Below are 13732 nucleotides of genomic sequence, written 5' to 3'. Positions count from 1 at the left end.
TCAGCAAATTCCTGGAAACATTTCAACCTCTTGACATTTGTTTTGAATTGAGGATTGATTCCTGTTACGTTGCATAAATGTAAATACAGAACAATTGACATTGCCGAAACCGTGCGGCGTATCGCACAATAAAGCCAGTTCCCACTGCTAAGACCCCATCACGATGAGCAAACCACTACAAAAACCCACCATTCTGAATGTTGAAACAGTCGCAAAATCGCGCCTGTTTAATGTCGAAAGTGTGGATCTGGAGTTCAGCAACGGTGTGCGTCGCGTTTACGAACGTATGCGCCCTTCTTCGCGCGAAGCGGTGATGATTGTTCCTGTCGTCGACGACCATCTGATCTTAATCCGCGAGTATGCCGTGGGAACCGAATCTTACGAACTTGGGTTCTCGAAAGGGCTCATCGATCCGGGTGAAACGGTCTTTGAGGCGGCCAATCGCGAGCTGAAAGAAGAGGTCGGTTTTGGCGCGAACGAACTGACGTTCCTGAAAAAACTGAGCATGGCACCCTCCTATTTTTCCAGCAAAATGAACATTGTGGTTGCTGAGGACCTCTATCCAGAATCGCTGGAGGGGGACGAGCCGGAGCCACTGCCACAGGTTCGCTGGCCGCTGGCCCATATGATGGACCTGCTCGAAGACCCTGACTTTAACGAGGCCCGCAACGTGAGCGCGCTGTTCCTGGTACGCGAATGGCTGAAGGGGCAGGGGCGGTTATAACAGCCTGATGTCCGCAACGTGTGAGAGAACAAAAAAAACGGCAACCGGAGGTTGCCGTTTTTACGTTGCCCGTTAGAACAACTCGTGCGTTTCGCCGTTATCAATGATTTCTGTACCCACCTCATGCACCGCCTGTGTGGTCGGCTGCGTGCCCTCGATGAAATACTCTGCACGGCTATTGCCGCCATTGGCGAGCTGCCCGGTGCTGCGGTCGATATTGACGGTAACCACGCCCGGTGGTGGCGTCAGCGGTTGTTCCGGAACGCCTTCCAGCACGGATTTCATATAGGCATCCCAGGCCGGTTGCGCACTCTTCGCGCCGCCTTCGTAGCCAGAAATCTGATCTTTAATCGCGCCTGAAGCCGTGGTGCGGCCTAAATCACGGCGATGATCGTCAAAACCGATCCAGACTGACGTCACCACGCCCGGGCCGTAACCGGAGAACCACGCATCTTTCGAGCTGTTTGTTGTCCCCGTTTTACCGCCGATATCATGGCGTTGTAAATCACGTCCTGCCCGCCAGCCGGTCCCTTGCCAGCCAGGTTCGCCGAAGATGTTGGTGTTCAGCGCGCTCTTTATCAGGAACGACAGCGGCGTGTTAATGACATGCGGTGCATACTCCTGCGCCCCGCTCTGCGCTACCAGCGACTGGTTAGCCTGTTCCAGCTGCGGCTGCGGCAACACAGGGTTCGTCTGCTCCTGAGACACGGCAACGTCTTCCATGTCCTTGTTTTCAATCACCTCAGATTTTGGCGTATTGCCGTAAATGACCGGAATATCGCAGTCAGGGCAGGCAATTTTCGGCTTCGCTTCAAACAGCACGCCACCCTGGTCGTTCTCGATTTTACTGATGAAGTACGGGTCAATCAGGAAGCCGCCGTTAGCCATCACCGAGTACCCCCGCGCCACCTGAAGCGGCGTAAAGGACGCAGACCCTAACGCCAGCGATTCGGTGCGCACGATGTTCTGAGCCGGGAAACCGAAGCGTTGCAGATATTCCGCGGCATAGTCGACACCCATCGCACGCATTGCGCGCACCATCACCACGTTTTTCGACTGCCCAAGACCCTGACGAAGACGAATAGGGCCTGAATATTCCGCCGGTGAGTTCTTCGGCTGCCAGTCAGAACCGGCACCAGCATCCCAGCGGGAGATAGGCACGTCGTTCAGGATACTGGCGAGAGTCAGTCCCTTATCCATGGCTGCGGTGTAGAGGAACGGCTTGATGTTAGAGCCAACCTGACGCAACGCCTGGGTGGCGCGGTTAAATTTGCTCTGGTTGAAATCGAACCCACCGACCAGGGCCAGCACGGCTCCGTTCTGCGGATTGATGGACACCAGGGCCGAGTTAACGTCTGGCACCTGCGCCAGCCACCAGCTGTCACCCACCTTGCGTACCCAGATTTGCTGTCCGGTCTGGACGACATCCGTCACTTTACGCGGCGTCGGGCCTTGCAGGGTGTCTGAGCGGTACGGGCGAGCCCAACGGATCCCGTCCATACGCAGGGAGACAGACGTTCCATCCGCCAGCGTTGCCACCGCTTCCTGCGGATCGGCCTGAGTCACCACAGCGGGAAGGAGCGGGCCATAGGTGGGCAGCGCTTTCAGCGTACTGGTGATTTTTTTGCTGTCCCAGGCGCTTTCGCCGACTTTCCACAGCACATTTGACGGGCCGCGATAACCGTGGCGCATGTCGTAATCCATTACGTTGTTACGCACCGCTTCCTGAGCCGCCTGTTGAACGTTGCGGGTCACGGTGGTGTAAACGCGGTAGCCATCTTCGTAGGCTTTATCGCCGTAGCGGCTCACCATCTCCTGACGCACCATTTCGGTGAGATAAGGGGCAGAGAAGGCAATCTCCGGCGCATGATAGTTGGCATCGATGACATCGTTGCGCGCCTGTTCGTACTCGCTCTGGCTGATATAGCCTTCGCTCAGCATACGTGACAGGACGACGTTACGACGCGCCGTAGCGCGTTCAAGCGAGTAGAGCGGGTTGAATGTCGATGGCGCTTTAGGCAGACCGGCAATGGTCGCCATTTCGCTTAACGTCAGCTGCTCGACAGGTTTACCAAAGTACACCTGCGCGGCCGCACCAACACCGTAGGCGCGGTAGCCGAGGTAGATTTTATTGAGGTACAGCTCAAGGATCTCGTCTTTGCTCAACAACTGCTCTATACGGATCGCAAGGAACACCTCTTTGATCTTACGGGTCAGGGTCTTTTCTGGGCTAAGGAAGAAGTTACGCGCCAGCTGCTGTGTAATGGTACTTGCCCCCTGAGAGGCATGACCGGAGAACAGCGCAATACTTGCAGCACGGAAAATCCCCACCGGATCGACACCGTGGTGCTCGTAAAAACGGCTGTCCTCGGTAGCGATAAAGGCTTTGACCATCACGGGCGGAATTTGATTTAAGGTCAGCGGGATACGACGCTTTTCGCCGTACTGCGCCATTAACTCGCCATCGGCGCTGTAGACCTGCATCGGGATCTGGAGTCGCACATCGCGAAGCGTAGCGACATCAGGCAGCTGCGGCTCAATATATTTGTACAAACCATAAATCGAGCCTGCTCCCAGCAGAATGCAACAGACTGCAAGGATTAATAAATACTTTACGAACTTCACCGGAGATTTCCCATTTGGTTTCACTTGGGCAGTTTCTAAACAATCGCGCGGTAGTATAAAGGCAAGCCTGATTCATTGATATAGCCGTCACCTGACGGGCGATAAGGAGATCGTGAAGCATGGCTTTCAAAACATGGCAAACAGGCGTTCATATTCAACAGGATAGGGTACAGATAGTAGCGCTGGCCCGGGAGCGGTCGGGCTGGCGTTTGTGCCGCTGGTGGGCTATCACTCTGGCCGACGGGATTATCCGGGATGGCAAAATTTGCCAGCCTGAACAACTGGTTGACGCCCTGCGCGACTGGCGGAAAACGTTGCCACACTCCCACCGGGTGTTTCTCTCATTTCCGGCGGCCCGCACGCTGCAACGATCGCTCCCCCGTCCGGGCGTGGCGCTGCGCGACAGCGAACAGCTCTCCTGGCTGGGGGCGACGCTCGCGCGTGAACTGGAGATGGCTGCTGACACGCTCTGTTTTGATTATGCGCAGGATACGTTCAGCAATACATTCCATGTCACCGCGGCACAAAACAACGAAATTCACCCCCTGCTGACGCTGGCAAAGATGTTGCGTTTACGGCTCGTGACGATCACCCCGGATGCCAGTGCGCTGGCGAACCTTCTCCCTGCGGTAGCGCCGGCGCAGTGTGTCGCCTGGCGGGATGGGCATCAGTGGCTGTGGGCGATGCGCCATCAGTGGGGACGGCGTTTTACCACGGAAGCGGAAAACGTGGCCGATCTCGCGGCACTGCTGGCCCTCACGCCGCAGGACATTGCCCTCTTTGATAGCCAGAGAGACCCCTGGGACGCCCTGGTTCGTTGCCATGCTCCTCTGCCGGCGTGCGGCGCTGATTATACCGTCGCGCTGGCGCTGGCCATGAGTGAGGTGCCGGAATGAGCATGACGAACTTTCTGCCGTGGCGGCGGCAGCGACGCGTGCGCTGCCTGCGATTCTGGGGCGTACTGTTTGTCGCTACGTGGCTGCTGATACTGATGGGGGTTTTCAGCCTGCGGATGAACCCTCTCGTGATGTCGCGTGCGCTGCATATTCAACTGGCGGGCATGCAGTCCGTGCAGCAGGCGCTGGTGTCTCGTACAAGGTCAGGCACAGAGACGCCAACGCCTGTGCCAGCGCCTCAACGACGCGCCTGGCAGCCGGTGCTGGAGTCCTTTGCCGGGATGATGCCATCCCAGGTCTGGCTGACCGAACTGCGCTATCAGCCCCCTTCACTGATGTTAACCGGATATGCCACAACACTCCCCGCGCTCTCTGCTCTGCGGGATGGGCTCGGAAAGATGGCGGGGTTTACCGCGGGGCCGACGGGGGAATTACAGCAGGATGACCAGGGGCGCTGGATGTTCACCTTTCATCTGCGAAGCGAGGGCTAATGCGTGGAAACCTTGTTCGAACGCTGGTGCGAAAGTAGCCCCCGATGGCGGGTGCTGTGCTGGTGTCTGAGCGTTCTCTTTCTGGGGAGTACGACGTGGGGCATGGTGCTTCGACCGGTAACAAAGCAGGTGGCTGAACTTCAGCGGCAGGTCAGCGAGGCCGCACAGGCTAATGTCTCGCTATGGCCCGCCGCCAGTCAGGTGCCGCGGCGTCACGCACCCCGTGAAGCCACGGTAATGACGCCTTTTTCGCCACTCGAGTTTCAGGGGGCGGGCACAAGACTGGTTCACTGGAAGCCGTTGCAAAACGGAGGGGAACTGACGCTGGATGCTGAATGGCAGGCCATCCCGACTGTTTTCACCCGGCTGGCGCAGCGGGATGTTCAGGTTGCCGCCTTTGCTCTCTCTGCACAGGGTTCGGCATTACGCCTGCGGGTGGAGCTGGAGGAGCCGCATGCGAACTAGCGCGCGTTGCCTGCTGGTGTGTTTTGCCCTGTTAGTGACCGGGATGCGGGATCCTTTTCGCCCGCCGGATGACCCTTGTGCGGTAGGGCAACTGGCGCAGTGGCATTACCACGGGATGGTGGGCAGCACGCAGGACATTGGCATTTTACAGGACGGGCAAAAGCGCTGGCATCGCCTGACACCGCAACAGCGCCTCCCGGTGGGCTGGCGGGTAACGGCCCTCAATGAAAGGGAACTGGTCGTCGATGTGGGGGATGCATGTGAACCCAGACAATGGACATGGCAACGAGAAGGAACGAAAAGGAATGAACATAAGGATAACGCTGTGGCTGCTGGCGTTCAGTCATCCGCTGTGGGCCGCCGCGCCAAAGCCGGTCACGCTGGTGGTGGATGAGGTACCGGTGGTGCAGGTGCTACAGGCGCTGGTCGCGCAGGAGAACCGTAATCTGGTGGTATCGCCAGATGTCAGCGGCACGCTGTCGCTCAATCTGACACGCGTCCCCTGGCGACAGGCGCTACAGACGGTCGTCAGCTGCGCCGGGCTTGTTCTGCATGAAGAAGGGGGCATTTTTTATGTTCACACCGCAGGCTGGCAGCGTGAACAGCTGGAACGCAAAGAGCAGGAGCGGACACGCCGACAGCTTGATGCGCCGCTGGTCTCGCACAGCATACCTTTTTCTTACGCTGACGCCGGGGAGCTGCAAAAAGCGGCGGAAAAACTGCTCAGTCCAAAGGGGAGTTTGTCTGTCGACAAACGCACCAACCGTCTGCTGATACGGGATAACCAGGCGGTGCTTGATACGCTGCAGCACTGGGCGACGCAGATGGATATCCCTGTCGAGCAGGTGGAACTGGCGGCGCATATCGTGACCATCAATGAAAAAAGCCTGCGTGAGCTGGGGGTGAAGTGGAATCTCGCCGACGCAACGGAGGCGGGCAAGGTCGGGCAACTCACAACGCTTGGCAGCGATTTGTCCGTGGCAAACGCCACCACCCATGTGGGTTTTAATATTGGGCGGATTAACGGCAGGCTGCTGGATCTGGAGTTGTCGGCGCTGGAGCAAAAGCAGCAGGTCGATATCATCGCCAGCCCACGACTGCTGGCTTCGCATATGCAACCGGCCAGTATTAAGCAGGGCAGTGAGATCCCATATCAGGTCTCCAGCGGTGACAGCGGGGCGACCTCCGTGGAATTCAAAGAGGCGGTGTTAGGCATGGAGGTGACGCCGGTGGTGCTGCCCGGCGGTCGCGTACGCCTGAAGCTGCACATCAGTGAAAATATGCCAGGACAGGTGCTGCAGCAGGCCGATGGTGAAACGCTCGCCATCGATAAACAAGAAATTGAAACCCAGGTGGAAGTAAAAAGTGGAGAAACGCTGGCGCTGGGCGGAATTTTTTCGCAAAAGAATAAAACTGGAAGCGATCGCGTGCCCGGCCTGGGCAACATCCCGTGGCTTGGACAGCTTTTTCGCCATGACGGAAAGGACAATGAACGACGGGAGTTAGTGGTGTTTATTACACCACGACTGGTCGGTATTCGCTGAAGAGTCACGATCCTCCCAATGATTTTGCATTCAGATTGTTGCAGATGTTTGACGTGGGGCATGAATTAGCATACAAGGAGTACCGATTTGAGTTGGACTTACGTCTTATTGCCTTATGCGTCTGGTGCGGTGATTTAATCAGTTGCCAAACAAGCCGGAGTATTGAGATAATTTTTAGTCTGACTCTCGCTCTATTGCATATGAGGTTTCAGTTCATGTCCTGCTACGCCGGGTGTCTGCGAAGCGGGGATTACCATTAACGAATAGTCTTAGTAGTACCGATAAAATGGCAGAGAAACGCAATATCTTTCTGGTTGGGCCTATGGGTGCCGGCAAAAGCACTATTGGGCGTCAGTTAGCTCAACAACTCAATATGGAATTTTACGATTCTGATCAAGAGATTGAGAAACGAACCGGAGCTGATGTGGGCTGGGTTTTCGACGTAGAAGGCGAAGAAGGTTTCCGTGACCGAGAAGAAAAAGTGATCAACGAACTCACGGAAAAGCAGGGCATTGTTCTGGCAACAGGCGGTGGCTCTGTCAAATCTCGCGAAACCCGCAACCGTCTCTCCGCCCGTGGCGTAGTGGTCTATCTCGAGACGACCATCGAAAAACAGCTGGCACGTACGCAGCGCGATAAAAAGCGCCCGCTGCTGCAGGTTGAAACGCCACCACGCGAAGTTCTGGAAGCGTTGGCCGATGAACGCAATCCGCTGTACGAAGAGATTGCTGATGTGACCATTCGTACTGACGATCAGAGCGCTAAAGTGGTTGCAAACCAGATTATTCATATGCTGGAAAGCAACTGATTCTGGCTTTATATACAATCGCCTGCGGGTAAAAGCATTAAAGGTGGATGTCGCGTCATGGAGAGGATTACAGTTACTCTCGGGGAACGTAGTTACCCAATCACCATCGCGGCTGGTTTGTTTAACGACCCAGCTTCCTTTTTACCACTGAAAGCGGGTGATCAGGCGATGCTGGTCACCAATGAGACGCTGGCTCCGCTTTATCTCGACCGCGTTCGCCACCTGCTTGAACAGGCGGGCGTTAAAGTCGACAGTGTGATTCTGCCCGATGGCGAGCAGTATAAAAGCCTGGCGGTACTGGATACCGTCTTTACCGCATTGCTGCAAAAACCGCATGGTCGCGATACAACACTGCTTGCCCTGGGCGGCGGTGTTGTGGGCGATCTGACGGGCTTTGCGGCTGCAAGTTATCAACGTGGTGTGCGTTTTATTCAAATCCCTACCACGTTACTGTCTCAGGTCGACTCTTCTGTCGGCGGCAAAACGGCCGTTAACCATCCGCTCGGTAAAAATATGATTGGCGCGTTCTACCAGCCGGCATCGGTGGTGGTGGATCTCGACTGTCTGAAAACCCTACCGAAACGCGAGCTGGCTTCTGGCCTGGCTGAAGTGATCAAATACGGCATTATTCTGGATGGCGAGTTCTTTGACTGGCTGGAAGAGAATATGGATGCGTTGCTGCGCCTGGATGAGGCGACACTGGCTTACTGCATTCGTCGTTGTTGTGAGCTGAAAGCGGAAGTTGTCGCTGCAGACGAGCGTGAAACGGGCTTACGTGCTTTACTGAATCTTGGGCATACGTTTGGTCACGCGATTGAAGCCGAAATGGGTTACGGTAACTGGCTTCACGGTGAAGCAGTCGCTGCCGGAATGGTAATGGCTGCCCGCACTTCTGAACGTCTGGGGCAGTTTAAACCGGAAGAGACGGCACGCATCATCACGCTGCTTGGGCGTGCGGGCTTGCCGGTAACCGGGCCGAAAGAGATGTCGGCACAAGCGTATTTACCCCACATGATGCGCGATAAAAAAGTATTGGCAGGTGAGATGCGTCTTGTACTCCCGCTTGCAATAGGGAAGAGTGAAGTACGCGGCGGAGTGCCGCATGATGTGGTTCTTGGCGCTATTGCTGACTGTCAGCAGGCGTAACAACTAGAAAGGTCAGGCCACTGTTACAGGTGGTCGTTTAGCTTCAGGCGAAATGCAAAGTCGTTGGCATAAGCCTTTGAGTGGGGTGTTAAATGGATGAATTCAAACCAGAAGACGAGCTGAAACCCGATCCCAGCGATCGTCGTACTGGTCGTTCTCGTCAATCTTCAGAACGTGATAACGAGCCGCAGATCAACTTTGACGATGTTGATCTGGATGCAGACGATCGTCGCCCTTCGCGTAGCCGCAACGCGCGTGATGAGCGAGAAGAAGAAGAGGGTTATGAGTCCGAAGAAGATTCAATGGACGAAGAGCCTGTAGAGCGTCGCCCACGTAAACGTAAAAAAGCCGCTGCGCAGAAACCCGCCTCCCGCCAGTACATCATGATGGGACTCGGCGTTCTGGTGCTCGTGCTGCTGATTGTCGGTATTGGTTCTGCGCTAAAAGCGCCTTCGACCCCTTCCGGTGAGCAAGCGGCATCCACTGAGAAGAGCATCAGCCTCTCTGGTAACGATGCGACCGATCAGGCGAATGGTGCGCAGCCAGCGCCGGGTACCACCTCCGCCGAGCAGACTGCCGGAAATACAACACAGCCGCAGGATGTTTCTCTGCCGCCAGTTTCTTCTACCCCCGCACAGGGTCAGGCACCTGCCACGCCGGAAGGCCAGCAGCGTGTAGAAGTTCAGGGCGACCTGAACAATGCCCTGACGCAGCCGCAAAATCAGGCGCAGGTGGACAATGCCGTGGTTAACTCTACGCTGCCAACTGAACCTGCGACCGTTGCGCCAATCCGCGGTGGTAACGCTCAGCCGCAGACGGCTGCAACCGAAACCAAACCGCGCCAGACGCAACCTGCGACCCGTCCTGAACGTAAGCAGGCTGTGATTGAACCTAAGCGTGAAACCAAACCTCAGGCAGTCGTCAAAGCGCCTGAAGTGAAAGCGCCGGCTCAGACAAAACGTACTGAAACGGCCACGGTGAGCGAACCGGCAAAAGCACCGGTTACGCAGACTGCACCGAAAGCAACGGCGACCACCACGGCACCGGCTGCCACTGCACCTACTGCAACTGCACCTGCAGCGACGGCAACAACCAGCGCCGCAGCAGGCAAGACTGCAGGTAACGTCGGTTCGCTGAAGTCAGCCCCGTCCAGCAATTACACGCTGCAGCTGAGCAGTTCGTCTAACTATGACAACCTCAACGGTTGGGCGAAGAAAACAAATCTGAAAAACTATGTGGTTTATCAGACGACCCGTAATGGTCAGCCGTGGTACGTGCTGGTAAGTGGCGTTTATGCTTCAAAAGATGAAGCGAAACGTGCTGTCGCAACGCTGCCAGCCGACGTTCAGGCGAAAAACCCATGGGCTAAGCCAATTCATCAGGTTCAGGCTGATCTGAAGTAATGTTTAAAGCGCAGGATGCTGTCGGAGCTTTCTCCACAGCCGGAGAAGGTGTAATCAGTTAGTCAGCATGAAAAAAAATCGCGCTTTTCTGAAATGGGCAGGGGGGAAATACCCCCTGCTCGATGATATTAAAAAGCACCTGCCGAAAGGCGAGTGTCTTATCGAGCCCTTTGTGGGCGCTGGATCGGTATTCCTGAATACCGATTTTTCTCGTTATATCCTGGCGGATATCAACAGCGACCTCATCAGCCTCTACAACATCGTCAAGCTGCAGACCGACGAGTACGTGGAAGAGGCTCGGAAGCTGTTTACACCCGAGCACAATAATCCGGACGTTTACTACCAGTTCCGCACTGAATTTAATCAGAGTCAGGATCCGTTCCGTCGGGCGCTGTTGTTCCTCTATCTCAATCGACACGGCTACAACGGTCTGTGCCGGTATAATCTTCGTGGTGAATTTAACGTGCCGTTTGGCCGTTATAAGCGTCCGTATTTCCCACAGGATGAGTTGTATCACTTTGCTAAAAAAGCGCAGAATGCCGAATTCCACTGCCTCTCCTATGAAGAGTGCATGGAGCTGGCAGGCGTAAACTCGGTGGTCTATTGCGACCCGCCTTACGCACCGCTGTCTGCGACGGCAAATTTCACCGCTTATCACACCAACAGCTTCAGTCCGGCCGAGCAGGCCCGTCTGGCGGAGATGGCGGAAAAGCTGGTCAGCAAAAGAATTCCGGTGTTAATTTCGAATCACGATACCCCTGATACGCGCGAATGGTACAAAGCCGCGAAGCATTTTCAGGTCAAAGTGCGGCGTAGCATAAGCAGCAACGGCGGCACACGTAAAAAGGTGGACGAACTCCTGGCGCTTTATCGCCCCTGAGCCGTTTTGCCCGCCGGTAAACACATTTCAAGGAGATGCGGATGAAACAGTTTTTGATTGCTCCCTCAATTCTGTCGGCCGATTTTGCCCGCCTGGGTGAAGACACTGCAAAAGCACTCGCGGCGGGCGCGGATGTCGTCCATTTCGACGTTATGGATAACCACTACGTTCCTAATCTGACCATTGGCCCGATGGTGCTTAAAGCGCTGCGTAACTACGGTATTACCGCGCCGATTGATGTCCATCTGATGGTGAAGCCTGTTGACCGTATCGTGCCTGATTTTGCCGCTGCGGGAGCCAGTATCATCACCTTCCACCCTGAAGCGTCTGAACATGTGGATCGCACGCTGCAGCTCATCAAAGAGAATGGCTGTAAAGCGGGTCTGGTTTTCAACCCGGCTACGCCGCTGAGCTATCTCGACCATGTGATGGATAAGCTGGATGTCATTTTGCTGATGTCCGTTAACCCGGGCTTTGGCGGTCAGTCGTTTATCCCTCATACGCTGGATAAACTGCGTGAAGTGCGCCGTCGTATTGATGAGTCAGGTTACGACATTCGTCTGGAAGTCGACGGTGGTGTAAAAGTGAATAACATTGGTGAAATTGCGGCAGCGGGCGCGGATATGTTCGTTGCAGGTTCAGCGATTTTCGACCAACCGGATTACAAAAAAGTCATTGATGAAATGCGCCGTGAACTGGCGAAGGTAAGTCATGGATAAATTGCAGGCAACCCGGGGTATCGCATTTGACCTCGACGGCACGCTGGTCGACAGCGCGCCGGGCTTAACCAGCGCCGTAGACCAGGCGCTGTATGCTCTTGAATTGCCCGTTGCGGGCGAAGAGCGTGTCATCACGTGGATTGGCAATGGCGCCGATGTCCTGATGGAGCGCGCGTTGACATGGGCCCGCCAGGAGCGTGTGTCCCAGCGTTCCGCACAGGGTAAACCGAGCGTGGATCATGCGGATATCCCGCAGGAAGAACAGCTGCGTATCCTGCGTAAATTGTTCAATCGTTTCTATGAAGAGACGGTCGAAGAGGGCAGTTTCCTGTTCCCGGATGTCGCAGAAACGCTGAGTGCGCTTCATGCCAACGGCATTCCGCTGGGGCTGGTGACAAACAAACCGACACCTTTTGTCGCCCCTCTGCTGGAAGCGCTGGATATCGCGAAGTATTTTTCCGTCATTGTTGGCGGTGATGATGTGCAGAACAAAAAGCCGCATCCGGAACCGTTACTGCTGGTGGCAGGAAAATTATCCTTAACGCCCGCGGAGCTGCTCTTTGTCGGTGATTCCCGCAATGATATTCTGGCTGCCAGAGCGGCGGGTTGTCCTTCAGTGGGATTAACCTATGGCTACAACTACGGTGAGGCCATCACGCTGAGTGAGCCGGACGTCGTGTTCGACCACTTCAAAGATTTGTTGCCCGCACTCGGGCTTTCGCACAGTGATAATCAGGAATTGAATAATGACTAAGCCCATCGTTTTTAGTGGCGCACAGCCGTCAGGTGAATTGACCATTGGTAACTACATGGGTGCGTTACGTCAGTGGGTCAGCATGCAGGATGATTACCATTGCATTTACTGCATCGTGGATCTGCATGCTATCACTGCACGTCAGGATCCTGAGAAGCTGCGTAAGGCCACCCTGGACACCCTGGCGCTGTATCTGGCCTGCGGAATTGATCCTGAGAAGAGCACCATTTTCGTTCAGTCTCACGTTCCAGAGCATGCGCAGCTGGGCTGGGCGCTGAACTGCTACACCTACTTCGGCGAACTGAGCCGCATGACGCAGTTCAAGGATAAATCCGCGCGCTACTCAGAAAACATCAACGCCGGTCTGTTTGATTACCCGGTACTGATGGCAGCAGACATTCTGCTGTACCAGACCAACCAGGTGCCGGTTGGCGAAGATCAGAAACAGCATCTGGAACTGAGCCGCGATATCGCCCAGCGCTTTAACGCGCTGTATGGCGACGTGTTCAAAGTGCCTGAGCCGTTCATTCCAAAATCCGGCGCACGAGTGATGTCGCTGCTGGAGCCAACCAAGAAGATGTCCAAGTCTGACGATAACCGCAACAACGTTATCGGCCTGCTGGAAGACCCGAAATCGGTCGTTAAAAAGCTCAAGCGTGCGGTGACCGACTCCGATGAGCCACCTGTTGTGCGTTACGACGTGCAGAACAAAGCGGGCGTCTCCAACCTGCTGGATATCCTCTCCGGTGTGACGGGGCAGAGCATTCCTGAGCTGGAACAACACTTCGAAGGCAAGATGTATGGTCACCTGAAAGGGGAAGTGGCGGATGCCGTTTCCGGCATGCTGACCGAGCTGCAGGAGCGTTATCACCGCTACCGTAACGACGAAGCTTTCCTGCAGAAAGTGATGAAAGAGGGCGCGGAAAAAGCCAGTGCCCGCGCGTCTGAAACCCTTAAGGCGGTGTACCAGGCGATTGGGTTTGTGGGTAAACCATAACCCTGTTTTGTCGGGTAAGCATGAGTGCTCCCCGACAAAAAACGCGCTGAGCCAGACAAAAAACCGGGAAATTCCCGGTTTTTTTACGCCTGAAAAACGCTTACTGCTGTGCGGCCGGGCCGCAGCCACCGATGATCTTCGAAATGGAAATTGCCGGGTGCAGCAGGTAATCATAGCTGCAATTATTTTTGGTATTTTGAACGTGACCGGTGCAGGCGGTCAGAGTCGATAACATGCCTACCAGAACGGCGGTTTTTGCCAGTTTAAACATACGCATTCC

15 protein-coding genes are annotated in these 13732 nt (G+C 55.4%); 13 read left to right on the top strand and 2 right to left on the bottom strand.

Annotated elements, in window-relative coordinates:
* Window positions 1-163: 163 nt before the first annotated feature.
* On the top strand, window positions 164-724 hold the full coding sequence (gene nudE, locus L462_RS06465) for an ADP compounds hydrolase NudE (protein WP_014171956.1): 561 nt from the start codon (window positions 164-166) through the stop codon (window positions 722-724).
* Between the two features lie 72 nt (window positions 725-796).
* Here the strand turns inward: nudE and mrcA are convergent, their stop codons facing one another.
* On the bottom strand, window positions 797-3349 hold the full coding sequence (mrcA, locus tag L462_RS06470; RefSeq protein WP_020884575.1) for a peptidoglycan glycosyltransferase/peptidoglycan DD-transpeptidase MrcA: 2553 nt from the start codon (window positions 3347-3349) through the stop codon (window positions 797-799).
* A gap of 119 nt (window positions 3350-3468) precedes the next feature.
* Here mrcA and L462_RS06475 point away from each other — a divergent pair, with 119 nt between their 5' ends.
* The 12 genes from L462_RS06475 to trpS all read left to right on the top strand — a co-directional run bounded on the left by L462_RS06475 (window position 3469) and on the right by trpS (window position 13452).
* Window positions 3469-4245 carry a type IV pilus biogenesis protein PilM gene (locus L462_RS06475; protein WP_032679109.1) on the top strand — a complete coding sequence of 259 codons (777 nt, stop codon included), beginning with the start codon at window positions 3469-3471 and terminating at the stop codon, window positions 4243-4245.
* Window positions 4242-4736, top strand: a complete 495-nt coding sequence (locus tag L462_RS06480) for a PilN domain-containing protein (RefSeq protein ID WP_032679108.1) — start codon at window positions 4242-4244, stop codon at window positions 4734-4736. The genes L462_RS06475 and L462_RS06480 overlap by 4 nt, the downstream gene beginning before the upstream one ends.
* A 3-nt stretch (window positions 4737-4739) precedes the next feature.
* Entirely contained in the window at window positions 4740-5201 is a 462-nt protein-coding gene (locus L462_RS06485; protein WP_032679107.1) for a HofO family protein, read from the top strand.
* Entirely contained in the window at window positions 5191-5595 is a 405-nt protein-coding gene (locus tag L462_RS0123700; RefSeq protein WP_032679106.1) for a HofP DNA utilization family protein, read from the top strand. The genes L462_RS06485 and L462_RS0123700 overlap by 11 nt, the downstream gene beginning before the upstream one ends.
* Window positions 5507-6745, top strand: coding sequence for a DNA uptake porin HofQ (gene hofQ / locus L462_RS06490; RefSeq protein WP_032679105.1), 1239 nt, complete (start codon window positions 5507-5509; stop codon window positions 6743-6745). Before L462_RS0123700 ends, hofQ begins: the two co-directional genes overlap by 89 nt.
* A gap of 286 nt (window positions 6746-7031) precedes the next feature.
* Window positions 7032-7553, top strand: a complete 522-nt coding sequence (gene aroK / locus L462_RS06495) for a shikimate kinase AroK (RefSeq protein ID WP_003861630.1) — start codon at window positions 7032-7034, stop codon at window positions 7551-7553.
* Window positions 7554-7610: 57 nt separating this feature from the next.
* Window positions 7611-8699 carry a 3-dehydroquinate synthase gene (gene aroB / locus L462_RS06500; protein ID WP_032679104.1) on the top strand — a complete coding sequence of 363 codons (1089 nt, stop codon included), beginning with the start codon at window positions 7611-7613 and terminating at the stop codon, window positions 8697-8699.
* Between the two features lie 92 nt (window positions 8700-8791).
* A complete protein-coding gene (damX, locus tag L462_RS06505; protein ID WP_032679103.1) occupies window positions 8792-10102 on the top strand; it encodes a cell division protein DamX in 1311 nt (436 codons plus the stop codon).
* Window positions 10103-10169: 67 nt separating this feature from the next.
* On the top strand, window positions 10170-10982 hold the full coding sequence (dam, locus tag L462_RS06510) for an adenine-specific DNA-methyltransferase (RefSeq protein WP_032679102.1): 813 nt from the start codon (window positions 10170-10172) through the stop codon (window positions 10980-10982).
* A 41-nt stretch (window positions 10983-11023) separates the two neighbouring features.
* Entirely contained in the window at window positions 11024-11701 is a 678-nt protein-coding gene (gene rpe / locus L462_RS06515; protein WP_014885523.1) for a ribulose-phosphate 3-epimerase, read from the top strand.
* Window positions 11694-12455, top strand: a complete 762-nt coding sequence (gph, locus tag L462_RS06520; protein WP_020884582.1) for a phosphoglycolate phosphatase — start codon at window positions 11694-11696, stop codon at window positions 12453-12455. Before rpe ends, gph begins: the two co-directional genes overlap by 8 nt.
* Window positions 12448-13452, top strand: a complete 1005-nt coding sequence (gene trpS / locus L462_RS06525) for a tryptophan--tRNA ligase (protein WP_014171943.1) — start codon at window positions 12448-12450, stop codon at window positions 13450-13452. The genes gph and trpS overlap by 8 nt, the downstream gene beginning before the upstream one ends.
* 100 nt (window positions 13453-13552) lie before the next feature.
* On the opposite strand, the gene L462_RS06530 is transcribed toward trpS, so the two are convergent.
* On the bottom strand, window positions 13553-13723 hold the full coding sequence (locus L462_RS06530; RefSeq protein ID WP_032679101.1) for a YhfL family protein: 171 nt from the start codon (window positions 13721-13723) through the stop codon (window positions 13553-13555).
* Between the last annotated feature and the right edge of the window lie 9 nt (window positions 13724-13732).

The sequence above is a fragment of the Enterobacter sp. BIDMC 26 genome, from assembly GCF_000534435.1.
GTDB lineage: Bacteria > Pseudomonadota > Gammaproteobacteria > Enterobacterales > Enterobacteriaceae > Enterobacter > Enterobacter ludwigii.
Note: the sequence above shows the minus strand (reverse complement) of the source record. Positions and strands in the feature narration are given on the sequence as shown.

Excerpts from the sequence above, each read along its gene's own strand:
- nudE (WP_014171956.1), top strand. The coding sequence starts at position 164 with ATGAGCAAACCACTACAAAAACCCACCATTCTGAATGTTGAAACAGTC.
- L462_RS06475 (WP_032679109.1), top strand. The coding sequence starts at position 3,469 with ATGGCTTTCAAAACATGGCAAACAGGCGTTCATATTCAACAGGATAGG.
- L462_RS06480 (WP_032679108.1), top strand. The coding sequence starts at position 4,242 with ATGAGCATGACGAACTTTCTGCCGTGGCGGCGGCAGCGACGCGTGCGC.
- L462_RS0123700 (WP_032679106.1), top strand. The coding sequence starts at position 5,191 with ATGCGAACTAGCGCGCGTTGCCTGCTGGTGTGTTTTGCCCTGTTAGTG.
- hofQ (WP_032679105.1), top strand. The coding sequence starts at position 5,507 with ATGAACATAAGGATAACGCTGTGGCTGCTGGCGTTCAGTCATCCGCTG.
- aroK (WP_003861630.1), top strand. The coding sequence starts at position 7,032 with ATGGCAGAGAAACGCAATATCTTTCTGGTTGGGCCTATGGGTGCCGGC.
- aroB (WP_032679104.1), top strand. The coding sequence starts at position 7,611 with ATGGAGAGGATTACAGTTACTCTCGGGGAACGTAGTTACCCAATCACC.
- damX (WP_032679103.1), top strand. The coding sequence starts at position 8,792 with ATGGATGAATTCAAACCAGAAGACGAGCTGAAACCCGATCCCAGCGAT.
- dam (WP_032679102.1), top strand. The coding sequence starts at position 10,170 with ATGAAAAAAAATCGCGCTTTTCTGAAATGGGCAGGGGGGAAATACCCC.
- rpe (WP_014885523.1), top strand. The coding sequence starts at position 11,024 with ATGAAACAGTTTTTGATTGCTCCCTCAATTCTGTCGGCCGATTTTGCC.
- gph (WP_020884582.1), top strand. The coding sequence starts at position 11,694 with ATGGATAAATTGCAGGCAACCCGGGGTATCGCATTTGACCTCGACGGC.
- trpS (WP_014171943.1), top strand. The coding sequence starts at position 12,448 with ATGACTAAGCCCATCGTTTTTAGTGGCGCACAGCCGTCAGGTGAATTG.
- L462_RS06530 (WP_032679101.1), bottom strand. The coding sequence starts at position 13,723 with ATGTTTAAACTGGCAAAAACCGCCGTTCTGGTAGGCATGTTATCGACT.